The sequence below is a fragment of the Deinococcus aerolatus genome, from assembly GCF_014647055.1.
In the GTDB taxonomy this organism is placed as follows: Bacteria; Deinococcota; Deinococci; order Deinococcales; family Deinococcaceae; genus Deinococcus; species Deinococcus aerolatus.
This window is the reverse complement of record NZ_BMOL01000004.1, coordinates 1-17169: the sequence shown is the minus strand read 5'-3', so window position 1 is coordinate 17169 and position 17169 is coordinate 1. Positions and strand designations below refer to the sequence as shown.

The 17169-nt window shown below is 69.5% G+C and carries 11 protein-coding genes; 2 read left to right on the top strand and 9 right to left on the bottom strand.

From position 1 onward, the window contains the following. Positions 1-109 precede the first annotated feature (109 nt). From ddrC to IEY31_RS05630, 8 genes are all read right to left on the bottom strand, one after another. Positions 110-826 carry a DNA damage response protein DdrC gene (ddrC, locus tag IEY31_RS05665; RefSeq protein ID WP_188969900.1) on the bottom strand — a complete coding sequence of 239 codons (717 nt, stop codon included), beginning with the start codon at positions 824-826 and terminating at the stop codon, positions 110-112. A gap of 265 nt (positions 827-1091) precedes the next feature. Then, positions 1092-2285 carry a GGDEF domain-containing protein gene (locus tag IEY31_RS05660; protein WP_188969898.1) on the bottom strand — a complete coding sequence of 398 codons (1194 nt, stop codon included), beginning with the start codon at positions 2283-2285 and terminating at the stop codon, positions 1092-1094. A gap of 62 nt (positions 2286-2347) precedes the next feature. Beyond that, on the bottom strand, positions 2348-3298 hold the full coding sequence (locus IEY31_RS05655; protein WP_188969896.1) for a nucleoside hydrolase: 951 nt from the start codon (positions 3296-3298) through the stop codon (positions 2348-2350). A 378-nt stretch (positions 3299-3676) separates the two neighbouring features. Then, the gene (locus IEY31_RS05650; RefSeq protein ID WP_188969894.1) at positions 3677-4297 is read right to left on the bottom strand and encodes a hypothetical protein; all 621 of its coding nucleotides are present in this window, start codon (positions 4295-4297) and stop codon (positions 3677-3679) included. Between the two features lie 133 nt (positions 4298-4430). Continuing rightward, the gene (gene pdxY / locus IEY31_RS05645; protein ID WP_188969892.1) at positions 4431-5342 is read right to left on the bottom strand and encodes a pyridoxal kinase PdxY; all 912 of its coding nucleotides are present in this window, start codon (positions 5340-5342) and stop codon (positions 4431-4433) included. A gap of 70 nt (positions 5343-5412) precedes the next feature. Next, positions 5413-6387, bottom strand: coding sequence for a hypothetical protein (locus IEY31_RS05640; RefSeq protein WP_188969890.1), 975 nt, complete (start codon positions 6385-6387; stop codon positions 5413-5415). After that, positions 6384-6890: a PH domain-containing protein gene (locus IEY31_RS05635; protein ID WP_188969888.1), complete on the bottom strand. Its 507-nt coding sequence runs from the start codon at positions 6888-6890 to the stop codon at positions 6384-6386. The genes IEY31_RS05640 and IEY31_RS05635 overlap by 4 nt, the downstream gene beginning before the upstream one ends. Positions 6891-6907: 17 nt before the next feature. Continuing rightward, positions 6908-9184: a RelA/SpoT family protein gene (locus IEY31_RS05630; RefSeq protein ID WP_188970273.1), complete on the bottom strand. Its 2277-nt coding sequence runs from the start codon at positions 9182-9184 to the stop codon at positions 6908-6910. A 645-nt stretch (positions 9185-9829) separates the two neighbouring features. Between IEY31_RS05630 and rnr the strand changes: the two genes are divergently transcribed. Both rnr and IEY31_RS05620 read left to right on the top strand, forming a co-directional pair. Continuing rightward, complete coding sequence (rnr, locus tag IEY31_RS05625) at positions 9830-13726, top strand: ribonuclease R (RefSeq protein WP_229723349.1); 3897 nt, start codon at positions 9830-9832, stop codon at positions 13724-13726. A 368-nt stretch (positions 13727-14094) separates the two neighbouring features. Then, a complete protein-coding gene (locus IEY31_RS05620; RefSeq protein ID WP_229723348.1) occupies positions 14095-16122 on the top strand; it encodes a DNA topoisomerase subunit B in 2028 nt (675 codons plus the stop codon). Between the two features lie 58 nt (positions 16123-16180). Here the strand turns inward: IEY31_RS05620 and IEY31_RS05615 are convergent, their stop codons facing one another. Further along, positions 16181-16405: a hypothetical protein gene (locus IEY31_RS05615; protein ID WP_188969884.1), complete on the bottom strand. Its 225-nt coding sequence runs from the start codon at positions 16403-16405 to the stop codon at positions 16181-16183. Between the last annotated feature and the right edge of the window lie 764 nt (positions 16406-17169).

The window sequence follows — 17169 nt, the reverse complement described above, 5'->3', positions numbered from 1 at the left end:
GCTGCCGCGCCGGGCATCGTGCGGCTGGCCGCCGGGGACCGCTCCGATTGGGGCATGAAAAAGCCCCCTCCATTAGAGAGGGCAGTCTCTTTCGGAGCCAGGAGGGGCGCTACCCCGCCTGCGAGGACCCGCCGGCGTTCGCGCTCCAGCCCTCACCGGCCCAGCCCCGGCGCTCGTGGCGGGCCAGCCGCTCGTGCAGCTGCAGGATGGCGGCGTTGCCGTGGGCGCCGCGCTCGGTGATGGCCTGGGTGGTGGCGGCATCCAGGTAGGCCATGCGCAGCAGCTCGGTGCTGCTCAGGCCGTCGCGAGTGGCCCGCACGCCGCGCAGGCGGCGGATGCCAGCGCTGTCCATGCCCAGCACGCTGCGGTTGCTGATGCTGCCCAGCTGCCCGTACACGTTGCCCTCGCCGCCGTGGCGGGCCACGGTGGCCATCAGCTCGCGCCGGGCGCCGGTGCTTTCCAGCCGGGCGGCCAGCCAGCGCCGCGCTTCCGGGTCGGTGCTGCGCTCGGCGATCTGGGCGGCCAGTTTCACGTCGCCGCCCATGGCGCGGGTCAGCAGGTCCTGCGCCCGCCGGCGCCAGCGCCGCGCCTGCGGGGTGTCCAGCACGAAGGCCAGCCGCGTGAATTCGGCCAGGCTCAGGGTGGCCTCGGGGCCGGCGCCGAAGTCGCGGGTGGGCGAGGCCAGCCCGTGTTCGGCGGCCAGCGTGGTCCAGTCGGTCCCGGCCAGGCCCAGCTGGGCCAGGGCCGGGGCGGCGAGCAGCAGTCCGTCGGCGCTGATGGGCAGCCGGACGGTGCCGAAATCAAGGGTCAGCGGAGCGTTTTTCATACGTAGAGTATAGCATAGATTCTGTCTATTACGTAATTTCTAGTAAAGCGTAGGCATCCTGTGAAAGACTGCTTTCAGCCGTATCAGCCGAGTTTTGTTCAACACGGCAGCCCACCTCGGCGGGGCCAGGGTAAGGACGGCCAGCACTTTTCCACAGGCCTCCTGGAGAAGACCAGCGGGGCCGAAGCACATCCCTGGGTCTGCCTCTCCGCCCAGCCCGCTCGCAGCGTCAGCCCCACGGCAGCTGCCCCGCCCTCCCGGAACGTCAGGGGCCGCCGCTGGAGGCCGCCTCGATCCGGTCACGTCCCCCCGCCTTGGCGCGGTACATCGCCACGTCGGCCCGCGCCACCAGTCGGCTCAGGTCATCGCTCGCACGGCAGGCGCTGACGCCGAAGCTGGCGGTCAGCAGCCCGACCTGCGGGTGGAGCGAGGCGTGCAGCAGGTCCCGCAGGGTCTGCGCCCGGCGCAGCGCCCCCGCCTCGTCCAGGCCCGGCAGCACCAGCATGAACTCCTCGCCACCCCAACGGCCCGGCGTCTCGCCGGCCTGTGCCGAAGCCCGCAGCAGCCCCGCGACGTGGGCCAGGGCGCTGTCGCCGGCCAGGTGGCCGTGCAGGTCGTTGACGCGCTTGAAGTGGTCGATGTCGAACATGATCACGCTGCCCCGCGGCTCCGGTTCCGGCTGGTCCTCCCCGGCAGGCTCCAGCAGGGCGGCAATCTGCTGGTACAAGTGGCGGCGGTTGGGCAGCCCGGTCAGGGGATCGGTGCGCGCCTCGTGTTCCAGCCGCAGCTGCTCCTGGGCCTGGGAGACGAAGCGGGACTTGTACCACGCCAGGGCGTGCAGCAGCAGCAGGATGGTGCCGGTGGACAGGTACAGCTGCACACTGGGCAGCGCCATGTCCGTGCCCCCGTGACGGCTGAAGCCCAGCAGGCCGGCCACCACCGCCAGCGCGAAGCTGCCCAGCGCCAGCAGTCCGGCGCGGCGGGCCTCGAACACCAGGTAGCCCAGCACCGAGTTGGCAATCAGCATCAGCAGCATGCTGAAGCCGGTCTGCGCGGCGCTGGCCGACTGGCCGGCCCCGGCCGCGTACGCCTGCACGGCGACAAACACCACGTTGAAGGCCACGATGGTCCTGAGCGCGCCCTCCAGTCGGCTGCGCCGCAGCACCCGCAGGATGCCCCACACGCACAGCAGGGCCATCACGGCGTACAGCCCCAGCAGCTGGGCGCTGGCCGAGGGACTGCGGGCCTCCAACACGCCCATGATCGTGAGCACCGGCAGCCCGCAGGTCAGGGACGCCAGCGCCAGCCGCCGGTGCAGGGCGTACCGCAGTTCATCGCCCGGCGGGATCAGCGGTGTGGCGGCGGTGAGGGGCGCGGGCGTGTCGGGGCTGCCGGCGGTCTGACCCGGGGTCCGGGGCGGTGCCGGACGGCCAGACCGGACCTGAGCCGGAAGTCGCATGCCGACATGTTAAACGATCCCCTGTAACAGAGTTCTGACCGTGGCCCCGGCAGCCGCCCGGCTCAGGGGTAACGGCCCAGGCGCTCCACCAGCAGGGCAAAAAAGCCGTCCGCGTCCACGTTGGTCACCACCTCAGCGTTGGGTGCCCGGCCCATCACCCTCCACACGTCGGCCAGCGTGCGGCCCGCCGAGGGACCGCCCGTCAGGTCCAGCTCGACGTGCATGGGCCGCGACACGAACAGCTCCGGGCGCAGCAGCCACGCCACGGTCATGGGATCGTGCAGGGCACCCCCGTCCCAGCCGTAACGCTCGCGGTGGTGTTCGGCGAAGAATTCCAGCAGCACTGCCGCGAACTCGCCCACCCGCGTGCCCAGCGCCCGGAAGGCGGCCACGCGGGCCGGATGCGCGATGGCCTGGTGGGTCACGTTCAGGCCGAACATGGTCAGCGGCACGCCAGAGCTGAAGACGATGTGCGCGGCGTGCGGGTCCGCCAATGCGTTGAACTCGGCGGCGGGCGTCCAGTTGCCGGTGTCGGTGCTGCCGCCCATCCACACCACCCGCCGGACCAGCCCCGCGATGTCCGGGGCCAGCCGGAAAGCCAGCGCCACGTTCGTGAGCGGCCCGGTCGGCACCAGCGTGACCTCGCCGGGGCGGGCGCGCACCTGCCGGATGATGAAGCGCGCGGCGTGTTCGGCCTCCGCGTCGCGCGCCGGGACCGGCAGGTGGGGGCCGTCCATGCCGCTCTGACCATGCACCGCCTCGGCGCTGATGCGCGGCGAGACCAGCGGGCGGTCCGCCCCGGCGTACACCGGCACGTTGGCCCCGCTCAGCTCGCGCACGATCAGCGCGTTGCGGGTCGTGCGCTCCAGGCCCACGTTGCCGAACACGGTGGTCAGGCCCAGCACCTGAAACTCGGGGCTGGCCAGGGCCAGCAGGAAGTTGATGGCGTCGTCGTGGCCGGGGTCACCGTCCAGAATCACGGGCGCGGCAGGGGCAGCGGTCATGCCCCGCATTCTGAGGCACCGCCTTGGCCAAGCGTTGACACAGATGCCTGGGGCAAGGGTTTGTCAACGCATCGTAAGCTGCGTGCCATCTGGCCCAGGGGGACCCCGGTACAATGCCGTCATGAAGGGCTTGCGAGAGTTTATTGACTGGCTCCGGGAAATCCTGGGGGGGGCGCCACAACCCCAGCCAGTCCCCATCCCTGTCCGTGTGCGCGACCGCTATTGACCGGGCCAGCCACCAGTCCCCCCGCCCACCCTGACCGGTGGGCGTTGTCGTTGGCCGCCGCGGTGTGGCCTGGAAGTGGACTGGCCCGCCGCGAAACCCGTCGTCCCACCGAACAGCGCCCCCAGCCGCCGGAGCGGTGGGGGCGCTGAGGTGGAGGCTGCTTACATGCGGCGGGCGTCCATCATGTTCTCATCGACGAACTCGCCGCCGTGACGCTTGACGGCGTCGGCGACCACGTCGTAGGGCACGCTGTCCTCGACGGCCACGGCGCGGCCGCCCGAGTTCACGGTGCTGTGCATGCGGTCATAGTAGTCGTCGTTGACGCTGTACGCGCCGTAGTCGCTGTCCGCAGTCCGGCCGTCGTGGTTCTCGTCCACACCGGCCGCGCCGCCCGCGGCGCCCACGGCGGCACCCACGCCAGCGCCCAGGGCAGCCATGCCCAGGATCACCGGGATGGCCAGGCCACCGGTAGCGACGGTGGCGCCCACGCCTGCCACGGTGCCGGCCGTGCCCAGCAGGCCTGCGCCCGCACCCACCACTGCTCCCACGCCGGTGCCCTTGACGGCGCCTGCGCCCGCGTCCTCAGCGGCCGCGCTGGACTCGCCGTCCATGCGGTCATCAGTGTAGGTGCGGGTGTCACCGCCAGCGACAGCCGTGTTGTTCATGCCCCCGTGACGGTTGTAGGTGGAGGTGCCGGTCGTCGGGGCCACCACGCCCTGGCTCTGCAGTTCGGCAATGAAGGCGTCGGCCTGTGCGCTCGTCGGGAACAGAATATGTTTCATGAGCCACAGTCTGGCCGCGCCGCCCGGAGGCCATGTGAGAGGGGCTGAAACAGACGTTGGGCTGACCCTGAAATGACCTGTAGATCATCCTCATGGACGCTCAGGAAGGGCGTTCAGGGGCGCGGCCCCCGCTTCAGGCGACCTGTTCGGCCGTGAACACCTGTGAGGGGGCAGTCAGCTCCTCCTGCGCGGCCACCAGCATGACCTCGCGGCTGCCGTGGTCGTGGGTGCGTTTCAGCAGGCCGTACAGCGCGCTCATCGACAGGCTCAGAGACCGGGCCACGTCGCGCGAACCCAGGTAATGTCCGTAGAACAGCGCGGCCATCACGTCCCCGGTGCCGTTGCGGGGCGGGTCCAGCGGCAGCAAAGGCGTGCGGCACAGCCACGCGCCCTCCCCGGTCACCGCCAGCGTCTCGATCTGATCGGCCGGGGCGTCGGCGCGCACCAGGCTGGTCACCACCACGATGCGCGGGCCGCCGGCATTCAGCCGCCCGCGCAGCTCGTGGGCCGCCTCCAGCGCCTGCGCCAGCGTCTGGACCGTGCGGCCGGTCAGCAGCTCCAGCTCGAACTGGTTGGGGGTCACGACGTCGGCGGCCGCCAGCGCCTGCGCCGCGATCAGCTCCGGCAGTTCGGGGCGCACGAACACGCCGCGCCCCACGTCGCCCATCACCGGATCGCAGCAGTACAGCGCCGCCGGGTTGGCCGCCCGCACGCGCCGCACCGCCTCCACCACCGCCGCGACCGTACCGCCCGAGCCCATGTAGCCGCTCAGCACGCCGCTGCAGCCGGGCAGGACCCCGCGCGCCTCGATGCCGTCCACCAGTTCGGCGATGCTCTCGGGCGGAAACACGGCCCCGGTCCACGCGCCGTAGCCGGTGTGGTTGGAAAACTGCACGGTGTGGATGGCCCAGGCCTCGATGCCCAGGCGCTGCAGGGGAAACACGGCCGCGGCGTTGCCGACGTGCCCGTAACTGACCCACGACTGGATGCTCAGGACGCGCAGGGGCTGGGACGTGGGCGTAGGGGCCTCGGGAGACAGGGTCATGGGCTTCAGGATAGGACGCGCGGCGCGGCGGCGGGCCAGGCAGGCAGGCCAGCCAGGACGTGCAGCGCCGCTACGCCGGCCCCAGTTCGAGACGGAACGGTTCCTTCAGCCCGGCCTCGGCGGCGGCGCGGGCCACGGCAGGGGCGTGGTTCAGGGCCAGCACGGCGAGGTAGGTGCGGGTGGCCAGCTCGCGGTCCCCCTGGGCGTCGCGCACCTGTCCCAGCCGGGCCAGCGTCAGGCCCGCCAGACTGCGCGGCAGCCCGTCGCCCAGGGCGTGAACGGCGCGCTCCAGCAGTTCGCGGGCGGCCCCCAGGTCGCCCACCGCCAGGTAGATGCCGGCGGCGGCGGCGGACAGCTCGGCCCCCGGCGTCACGCGGTCGCCCGTTTCGCGGTCCAGGGCGGCCAGCAGGGCGTTCAGGTCATCGTCCTCGCGCAGCTGCCACGCCCGGTCCGCCAGGGCGCGCAGGCGGCTGGTCTCGCCGGGAGCAAACCCGGCCAGGTCCGGCAGGCGGGCGTCCGGCAGTCGGTCCAGCAGCCCGGGCAGGTCGTCCAGCGGGGCAATCACGACGCCGGCCTGCCCGGCCAGCCTCTGGGCCAGTTCGGACAGCCGACGTTCCCGCCATAGCGTGCCCGGTCCCTCGTCCAGCGCGGCACGCACGGCGGCGTGGTAGGCGCGGGCGGCGTCCATGGTCTCTGCGCCCATCATTTGGCGAGCGTTCATCGGCGTGGTAACGAATGCGGCGAAGCGGCGCTCGGCGGCCCCCGCCTCGCGCAGGCGTTCGCGGCCCTGCGGGTACTGGCCCAGAAAGCCCTGCAACTGCCCGTGTTCGGCCTCAGCCCAGGCCCAGTCCGCCGCGAAACCGTCCAGAATCCCGATGCGGGCGGCAGGCAAGGCGTCGCGCAGCGGATGATCGGGGTCCATGTCGCTGGCCCACAGCACCTCCGCCGCGCCCAGATGCCGCAGCAGCTCCACCACGGTCCCAGCGTTGTACTGCGGGTGAAGGCGCAGCAGATCGCCCAGATCGGGCAGCAGTGTGAGCCTCATGCGGCCACCTGTGCGCCGCGCCGCGTCAGCTCGGTCAGAAAGGCGTCGGGGTTGGCCGGCGTCAGGAAATAGTCGGCGTCCCCGGAGCACAGCAGCACGCCGCCCTGTCCGGTAGACGCGGCGGCCCGCACGCGGCTGACCCCCTGCCCGTCGTGGGCCAGCGTGAAGTGCCCGGTCAGGTAGCCCGGCAGCCCGGTTCCGAAGGTACGGAGACCCAGCACGCCAGCGGTCCGGCGGGCGCTGAGGCCCGCGTAGGGCAGCCGGGTCTGGTTCAGCATCCGCTGGATCACCACGGCGTCGGAGGTCAGGGTGTAGGCCAGGCGGCGCGGGGCCAGCTGGAACCACGCGAAGATGACCAGCGCCAGGACAATGATTGCGCCCTGCAAAAGCGGGGTATTGTCCTCATCAGGAAGAAACGCCACCACAACGAGGAGTACCGGAACGCCCCAGGTCACGGCACGCAGCAGCGCCGGGGCGCGGGCTGCCGCCAGCGGAATCTTCATGGAAGGTGCCACACCGCTCACGCGCTGGCCCCGCTCTGACGGCCGCGCGCCCCGTTCTTGCCCAGCCGCACGATGCCGGTGACGCCCGGCACCCGGCCAATGGCGGCGCGCACGTGTTCCAGGTCGGCGTTGCCGCGCACGCCCAGCCGCAGCAGGATGTGGGCCACGTTGTCCAGGCCCACGTTGGCCTCCACCTTCAGCGGACTGCGCTTCTCGGCGCTCAGCACCCCCAGGATGTCGGCCAGCAGCCCCTGGCGGTCCGGGGCCAGCACGTCCAGATCCACCAGGGTCAGGCCCGGCAGGCCCGCGTCCCAGCTCGCGGCCACGCAGCGCTCGGGCTCGTCCTTGAGCAGCCGGATCATGTTGGGACAGTCGATGCGGTGAATACTGACGCCCCGGCCGCGCGTCAGGTAGCCCATGATCTGGTCGCCGCGGATCGGGCTGCAGCACAGGCTCAGCTTGGTGGTGGTGGTAAAGCCCTCCACGTACACGCCGCCGGTCTCGGGCGGGCGCGGCTGCGGCGCGCGGCGGCCCGGCGCGGCCCCCTGCTCGCTGGCCAGCCGGGGCGACAGCACCCGGCCCACGGCCGCCGGCGTCAGCTTGCCCGCGCTGATGGCGAAGTACAGGTCATCGGGGTTGCGGGTGCTCAGCAGTTTCTGGGCGGCCTCTTCCAGCAGCTTGGTGCGCATCAGCTGGCGCACCGGCAGCTGGCGCTTGCGCAGGTGGCGTTCGAGCTGATCGTGACCGCGCTGCCGGGCGTCCTCGCGCTCCAGCAGCCGGAAGTGGTGGCGGATCTTGGCGCGGGCGCTGCGGGTCACGGCGAAGTTCAGCCAGTCCTTGCTGGGGTGGCCGTTCTTGCTGGTCACGATCTCCACCATGTCGCCGTTGCCCAGCTTGTGCGCCAGCGGCACGATGCTGCCGTTGACCCGCGCCCCTACGGTGGTTTCCCCGATGCGGCTGTGGATGTGGTACGCGAAATCGATGGGCGTGCTGCCCGCCGGCAGGCTGATCGCCAGTCCGCGCGGCGTGAAGACCCGCACCCGCTGGCCCAGGATGTCGGACTTGACCGCGTCCATGTAGTCGCTGGCGTCGTTGATCTCGTCCTGCAGCTCACGCAGCTGGGCAATCCAGTTCTCGCGGTCCTTCTGCGCCAGCTGCGAGCCCTGCTTGTACATCCAGTGGGCCGCCACGCCGTACTCGGCCACCTCGTGCATGCGCCGCGAACGGATCTGCACCTCAATCGGCTGGCCGCTCTGGCTGATCACGGTGGTGTGCAGCGACTGGTAGCCGTTGGGCTTGGGCACCGCGATGTAGTCCTTGAAACGCCCCGGCAGCGGGGTCCACATGCTGTGCACGATCGAGACGGTGTGGTAGCAGATGCGCTTTTCGCGGGTGGCCTCGGCCTTCTCGCGCCGTTTGTCGTCGGTGCCTTCGGGAACCACCAGGTCACGCGGGGTCACGATCACGCGGATCGCCAGCAGGTCAAAGATCTGCTCCAGGCCCTTGCCCTCGCGCTGCATCTTGCAGTGAACGCTCCACAGGTGCTTGCTGCGCCCGGAAATGTCAATATCGGCCACCCACTCGGGCAGTTCCAGGTCGTCGCGTAGCGCCTCGTCCAGCTGGGTGACCGCCTCGCCGATCAGGGTGTCGCGCTCGTCCTGGCGGCTTTGCAGGCGGCTTTGCAGGTAGGCGTAGTCGTCGGGGTACAGGTAGCGGAAGCTCAGGTCCTCCAGTTCCCACTTGATCTGCCCGATGCCCAGCCGGTGCGCCAGCGGCGCAAAGATGTCCATGGTCTCGCGCGCGATCCGGACCTGCTTGTCGGGGCGCATGCTGGCCAGCGTGCGCATGTTGTGCAGGCGGTCGGCCAGCTTGACCACGATGATGCGGATGTCGTCGGTCATGGCGATCAGCATCTGGCGCAGGTTCTCGGCCTGCAGGTCGCGCCCGGCGTCGCTGACCACGGCCGACTGTGAGCCCTGCTTGCTCAGCTTGCTGACCTTGGTCTCGCCCTCCACGATGCGGGCCACGTCGCGGCCGAACTGCGCCTCGATCTGCTCGAAGGTCACGCCGTCCACGTCCTCGACCGTGTCGTGCAGCAGCCCCGCCATGACGCTGTCACTGTCCATGCCCAGCCGCGCCAGAATCACCGCCACCGCCACCGGGTGCGTGATGTACGGCTCGCCGCTCTTGCGGTTGACCCCGGCATGGGCGTCACGCGAGAAGGCGTAGGCGCGCTCGATGCCGTCGACCTCGGGGGCCGGGCGGTCCATCACCAGCGCCCGCAGCTCCGGCATTCCGTGGTCCTGCATGCTGTGTTGTTTGCTTCCCTGACCCACGCGCTCCGGCACGCCCGGCAGCATAGCGCGGCGGCCGGGCTGCCCATGCGGGCGCGCGTGGCAATTCACGGGGCCATGGCTGCCGGGCCGCCCTTCATGCAAAACCAACCTGAATGAGAATGGGGTCAGGCGCGCCGTGTTATGCTGCGCTCGCTGCCGGGTTTCAGGACAGCGCCGCCAGACAGGCCCCGAGCAGTGGGCTGTGGCAACGAAGGCGCAAACCCGAGGAAGCGATAACCAGTTGCCCGTGGGCGGGCCGCGCACGCCGAGACCAGCGCCAGCATAAAAGACCGGCCAGATCGGCGTGCGCCCACGACATAACCCCCACGGGCGCGTCCTGAGTAACCAGGTGCGTGAATGCCTAAAGTGAAAAAGCAGGATGCGGCGCAGGAAGCCCCACAGCCCGGCGCCGGATCCGAAAAGACAGCGAAGAAGACAGGCCAGCGGACCAGGAAAGCCGCGCCCCCCGCGGTAGATGCCGCGCCCGAACTGCAGCAGCCTGCCGGAAGTGTAGGTCTGCCCGCATCCCCGAAAGCCCCAAGGAAGAAACCCGCGCCCCGCAAACCCAGGGTTCAGCCTGAGACGGCCGTAGCAGCCGAAGACATGGCCATGGCCGAACCGGTCCAGACCGAGCCGCCTCAGCCCGAGGTGGCCCCCCATACGGCCAGAAAACCCAGAAAGGCTGCGAACCAGACCCAGGCCCTCGCAGCAGCGGTGGAACCGGTGCCCGCCGAGGTTGAGGTGGCGCCCGCTCCCGCCCCGCTGCCGACAAAAATGAAGCGGACGCGCAAGGCCCCAGCCGCCGAAACTGCGCCTGTCGCGCAGCCCGAGCCTGAGCTTCCCGAGCCCGAGCCTGAAGTGCCTGCGGCGCCCAAACGCCGGGGCCGCAAGCCCGCCGCGCAGGCCCAGGCCCAGCCGGTCACCGCACCGGCCGCCGAAGCTCCTGTTGTGGAGACGCCGGTGGTCGAGGCCGGAGCCGGACAGGCAGCCCCCGATACGGAGGCTCCCAAGGCCCGCCGGGGCCGCAAGCCCAGGAAGACCGGGGCCGAGCCTGTTGAACCTGAGACGGCGCCCGTTGACATTGGAGCGGCTCCGCCCGAACCCGCCCAGCCCGAACAGCTTCAGGCCGAGGCCGACGGGCCGCTGATCCTGGAGGTGCCCAGAAAGACGCGGGGCCGCCGCAAGGCGCAGCCCGACTCTCCCCTGCCGGAAATTCTGAGCGGCGTGGAGGCCGTGAATCCGGCGGCCACTGCCGCCACGCAGGTGGTGGCCGCGCCCGAGGCGGTTCCGGCGGTGGACTCGGTGCTGGCCGTGCAGGAAGCGGCCGCAGCGCAGCCCGAGCCGAAGCCGCGCGGACGCGGCGGCCGGGGCAAACGCGCCCAGAGTCAGGAGCCTGCAGCCCCGTCCGCGCCAGACCAGACCACCCCCGCCCAGGACGCCCCCACCGGGGCGCAGGCGGAAGCGGCGGCCGAAACAGCGGACGCGCAGGAACTACAGGACGCCCAGCCCAGCAGCCCCGAGCGCGATCTGGTGGTCACGCAGCTGCGCAAGCTGGGCCGGCCCGTGCACGTGCGCGACCTGGAGCGCACCTTCACCCGGCAGGCCATCAACCGTATTGGCGGCTGGCGCGAGCTGGAAGAGCTACTGGACGCGCTGGTGGAAGAGGGTCAGGTGATCCGCACCCGCAAGAAGACCTACGGGCTGCCCGAGGCCATGAGTCTGGTGCGCGGACGCTTCCAGGCGTCGGCGGCGGGCTTCGGCTTCGTGGTCCCCGACAGCGGCGGCGACGACTTCTACATTGCTGCCGAGCAGACGATGGAGGCCTGGAACGGCGACATCGTGCTGGTCCGCATGGAAGGCCGGGGCGACACTGGCCGCAGCGAAAACGGACGTGGAAGTGGCGGTCCAAGGCGCGGCCAGAAGGGCGACGGCAGCCCGCGCGCCAGCGTGGTCCGCATCGTGCAGCGCGCGTACAGGCAGCTGGTCGGCACGCTGGAATACAGCCACGGCCACCCGATCCTGCGGCCCGACGATCACCGCGCCCGCCACCGCATCCTGGTGCTGCCCGAGGGCATCGAGGGCCTGGAAGCCGGCGCGCGGGTGGTGACCGAGCTGTTCTGGCCCGAGAACACCGGCGAGGACGAGGTCTTCGGTCAGGTCACGCGCGTGCTGGGGGCCGAGGACGATCCCGAGACCGAGACCGAGGCGGTGATCGTCAAGTTCGGGCTGCGCGGCGACTTCCCCGACGAGGTCACCGAGCAGGCCGGGGCCATCGCCACCGAGATTCCGGCCGAAGCCCTGCAGGGCCGCCTGGATCTGCGCGACTACAACATCTTCACGGTCGATGGGCGCGACGCCAAGGATTTCGACGACGCCATTCACATTCAGCCCACGCCGGAAGGCACCTTCGTGGTGGGCGTACACATCGCCGACGTCAGCCATTACGTGCAGGAGGGGACCCCGCTGGACGAGGAAGCCTACGCCCGCGCCACCAGCGTGTATCTGCCGGGCCGCGTGCTGCCCATGCTGCCCGAGCACCTCAGCAACGGCGTGTGCAGCCTGGTGCCGAACCAGGACCGTCTGACCCTGACCGCGCTCATAGAGCTGTCTGCCGAGGGCGAGATTCTGGACGTCAAGATCGCGCCCAGCGTCATCAACTCCAAGGCGCGGTTGACCTACGACGAGGTGCAGGCCTACAGCGAGGCCACCGCCACGCTGCCGGACGCGGCCCGCAACCTCGAAGGCGACCTGCACCTGCTGCTCAAGATCACCACCAAGCTGCGCCAGCGGCGGCTGCGCGAAGGATCGCTGGACTTCAAGCTGCGCGAGGTCAAGGTGGACGTGGGCAAGGACGGGCGCATGGAACTGATCCCGATCCGCGAGGAAACCGCGCGCGGCATGATCGAGGATCTGATGCTGCTGGCCAACAAGGTGGTGGCCCACTTCCTGATCCAGCGCGAGATCCCGGCGCTGTTCCGCATCCACGAGGAACCCACGCTGCAGCGCTTTCAGGACGTGACGGCGGCCATCGGGCGGCTGGGCTTCGCCTTCCCCGGCGGCGAGCCAACCCCGCAGGCGTACCAGGCGGTTCTCAAGGAAGTGCGCGGCACCAACCGCGAGAGCGTGGTCAACACGCTGCTGCTGCGGTCCATGCAGCAGGCCAAGTACGCGGGCGAGAACCTGGGCCACTTCGGGCTGGCCTTCGACGAGTACCTGCACTTCACCTCGCCGATCCGCCGCTACCCGGACCTGCTGGTCCACCGCGTCATCAAGGGCATCCTGAGCGGCGAGCTGAAGGCGGGCAACCGCGAGGTGGCGCAGCTGCAGGGCCGCCTGCCGGGCATGGGCGACCACACCAGCGAGCGCGAGCGCACGGCGTCCGAGGCCGAGCGTGACCTGACCAAGTACTACCAGGCCAAGTGGGCGCAGGAACACCTGGGCGAGTCCTTCCCCGGCAACGTGTCGGGCGTGGTGGCCAGCGGCCTGTACGTGGCGCTTGACAACGGCGTGGAAGGCAAGCTGCACATCAGCAACCTGGACGACGATTACTACGTCTATATCGAGGACGCGCAGATGCTGCGGGGCCGCAGCCGGGGCAAGAGCTACCGCCTGGGCGACAGCATCCACGTCACCATCAGCAGCGTTAAACCGCTGGCCCGCCAGACCGATTTCACGCTGGCCGATCCCACCGACCCGGACTACGTGCCGGGCAGCTATACCGAGGAGACCGACATGGATTCACCCGTCAAACCCCGCGCCCGCCGCCGCGACGACCGCGAGCAGGAAAAGCGCGAGAAGCTGCAGAGCGTTCCCGTCAGTGAGCCACGCAAGTTCACCCTGGATGATCCGGCCCCCGCCGCCTCGTCGTCGGCCGATGCCTCGCCCCGCCAGGGAGGCCGTGGGCGTGGAGGCCAGGGGCAGGGCCGCGGTCAGCAGGGGCAGGGCCGCACCTTCGGCGGGGTCCGCATGGACGGCCCGGACGGCGGCAGCAACGCGGGCGGCAATGGCGGCGGGGGCAACAGCGGCGGCGGCCCCGCCCCCCGGCGCGGCACGCGGCGCGTGGTCACGCTGGAGCGCCCCCGCAACGAGCACCTGCGTCCGGTGAACATCACCGTGCAGCGCATGTACTTCGGCGACTGGACCCTGGACAACATGCCTGCCGAGGACGGCGAGGGGGGCGGCGGCGGACGCCGGGACCAGGGCCGGGGCGGACGCGGCGTACAGGAGCGCGGCAGCAACAACCGTGGCTCCGCCGCACGCGGCGAGCGTGGCCACACCCGCGGCGGCAACGACCGCGGCGCAGCCTCGCGCCCGAACGGACGCCCGCAGGGCCAGCGCGGCGGCGGCACCCCCCAGGGCCAGCCGGGACCGTCCGCCCCGGCCCCCGCCCAGAACGCTCAGGCGGGCGCGGCGCAACCGGACCAGTCGGCCCAGAGTGACGACGCCAAGCGCCGCCGCCGCCGCCGTGGCCGCCGGGGCACCGGAAGCGGCACCGAGTAAGGGCGCGTAAGACCCACCCCTCTCCAGAAACGCGGCCCCAGCCTCTCCGGAGGTCTGGGGCCGCGCTGCTGGTGCTTCCATCGCCTTCCGAACCGCGGTGCAGGAGGCGATGAGAGCAACTGCGTTTCTGCTCGGTCCCAATTTGCACGGCCAGAGCCCCAAACCCACTGCCAGCACAGCCTTTTCAGCCCTTCCAAACCGCCTCACATGATTCTGTCTGACACGTAATTTTATTGACCTATTTCAACTGTTGTAGTATACTGAGAGACGAGAAATGGCGTCTCCGAGCGCCTCACCACATTCCAAACTCCACTCTCCAGATTTGAACGCGGCCCCGCGTCAGAAATGGGCCGCGCCGCAGGAGTCACATGACCAAACTTGAAGACCAGAACGCCGCTTCCGCCAAACCCGCAACGCAGTCCCGCGTCGTGGGCGGCCCGGATGCCCAGTACACCGCCGCCGACATCTCGGTCCTCAAGGGCCTCGAAGCCGTGCGCAAGCGGCCCGGCATGTACGTGCAGGGCGGAACCGGCGTCGACGGCTACCACCAGTTGCTGACCGAGATCATCGACAACGCCATTGACGAGGGCACCGCCGGTTTCGCCGACGAGATCCACGTCATCATGCACGCCGACGGCAGCGCCACCGTCACCGACAACGGGCGCGGCATTCCGGTGGACATGATGGAGTCCGAGGGCCGCCCCGCCATCGAGGTGATCTTTACCGAGCTGCACGCCGGAGGCAAGTTCGGCCAGGGCGCCTACAAGGTCTCGGGCGGCCTGCACGGCGTCGGTTCCAGCGTGGTGAACGCGCTGAGTACCTACCTCGACGTGACCGTCAACAAGGGCGGCAAGCTGCACCACATCCGTTTCGAGCAGGGTGTGGTCACCACGCCGCTGGAGGTGCTGGGCAATACGCCCAGTGACGTCGAGTGGGCCACCCGGGTCAGCTTCCACCCCGACGCGGGCGTGTTCAAGGAGTTCGACAACGCGTTTTCCTATGACCGCATCCGGGGCCGCCTGCGGGAGCTGGCATACCTGACCGGCCTGAAGATCGTGATCCGCGACGAGCGCCGCGAGCTGCATGCCGGCGAGGTCCGCGAGGAAGTGTTCTACGAGCAGGGCGGCATCGCCAACTTTGCCCGCGCGCTGGTCACCGACGACACCAAGCTGCTGTATGACCAGCCCATCGTGATGCGCGGCACCCACAGCGACGTGGTGGTGGAAGTGGCGTTCATTCATGCCAACACCTACTCGTCGGACAACATCCTGACCTACGCCAACATGATCCGCACCCGTGACGGCGGCACGCCGCTGACCGGGTTCAAGACCGCCTACACCCGGATTCTGAACAAGTACGCCAAAGACAAGAACATGATCAAGTCCGGCAACCCGGTGCCCAGTGGCGACGATCTGCTGGAGGGCATCTACTGCGTGGTCAGCGTGCAGCTCGGCGAGCCGCAGTTCGAGTCGCAGGCCAAGGTCAAGCTGCTGAACAGCGAGGCGCAGACAGCCGTCAACGCCGTGGTGGGCGAGAAGTTCGCCGAGTTCCTCGAGGAAAACCCCAAGGTGGGCAAGACCATCGTGGAGAAGGCCGCCGAGGCCGCCCGCGCGCGTGAAGCCGCCCGCAAGGCCCGCGACATCGTGCGCCGCAGCAACCCGCTGGAAAACGACGACCTGCCCGGCAAGCTGGCCGACTGCTCCTCACAGGACCCGGCCGAGTCCGAACTGTTCATCGTGGAAGGCATCAGCGCGGGCGGCAGCGCCAAGGGCGGGCGTGAACGCCGGTTCCAGGCCATCTTGCCCCTGCGCGGCAAGATCCTCAATGTGGAAAAGGCCGAGCTGAACAAGATTCTCAAGAACGCCGAGATCCGGGCGCTGATCGCCGCCATCGGCGCGGGCGTGGAGGGCACCGGCGACCGGATGCACTTTGACCTGTCCAACCTGCGCTACCACAAGATCGTGATCATGACCGACGCGGACATGGACGGCGGGCACATCGCCACGCTGCTGCTGACCTTCTTCTACCGCTACATGCGCCCCATCGTGGAGGCGGGCTACCTGTACATCGCCCAGCCCCCGCTGTACCGCATTACAGTGGGCCGCGAGAAGAAGGGCGCCTACCTGTACGACGAGAATGCCCTGAAGGTGGCGGTCGCCGCCGCCAACAAGGAAGGCAAGAAGTACGACATCCAGCGCTTCAAGGGCCTGGGCGAGATGAACGCCGATCAGCTGTGGGACACCACCATGAACCCCGAGACCCGCGCCATGAAGCGCGTGGGCATCGAGGACCTGATCGTCGCCAACGAGGTGTTCGAGGACCTGATGGGCAACGAGGTGGCGCCGCGCAAACTGTTCATTCAGGAAAACGCCCGCTTCGCCGAGATCAGCGTCTAGCATCTTTCTCTGAATAAGCCCCTCTTCCGCTGTGGAAGAGGGGTTTGTTGTTGGTAACTTACGAACAGGCCCGCACCACACCCTGCGGCGGCGGCAGCCGTCCTGGCGTGGTCAGCAGCGGCAGGAACGGTACGCCGAGCCCGCTGACCCAGGGTACCTTCCTGGCCCCCAGGCGGGTGAGCAGGCCCAGTTCCTGTTCCCGGCCCACAAACGGCACGCCAGACAGCCCCGGCACCACGTCCAGTAGCAACTCCAGTTCGTCGGGCGGTGGCGCTCCGCGCACCCCACGGCGCGGGCCTCCTATTCCTCGGCCTCGTCCACGCGGCCGTGCGCCGCCGCCTGGGCCGCCAGATTCAGCTACACGCGCACCAGGGTCTTCCGCGTGTCATAGAGCCACTCTTGCAGGTCCGTGCCCAGCAAGATGCTCAGGGTGTCCAGAGAGGAGCCGCCGTACAGCGCCGCCGCCCGCTCCAGCTGCCCGCCCTGCGCCAGCCCGCGCAGATGCCCACGTCATGTCCACGTCACAGCCCACGTCGCCGCCCGCCTCGACCCGGCGGCCGTCCTCGTGCACCGCGCCGGGCAGCGAGCGCAGATGCACTAGGTGCTGCGCCAGACTGATCATCGGGTTGGCGGCTTCCAGCCAAAAGCGCTTAGCCATCCGCCGGCGCGGCTGCGGACCACCAACACACAGGTACGCTGGGAGCAGAAGCACCTGACTGCCTGCGGAAAGTGGTTCCCTCTAGGGACGATCCAACCGGCGTCCGCAGTTTCATGGATCTTCATTCTGGGCTTCAACCGCCAGAAATTCAAGAAATGACATGATTCTCTTTAGCTCAGGGGGCTAATGCAAAGCGTCGATGGATCGCCACGGGAAATTTGCGCTGCCCCTTTCACCACTGCCCGGTCGGGTTAATCTGAAACCTTGCACCTATGTAAAAAATCCTCGGTTCTTAGCTCGACTTTGGCCATCGAGGCGTCTCAGGCGGCGTAGCAGAGTGCGTCCGCAAGGCGCTCAATAAATTCCAGTGGGACTTTAATCATTTCGCG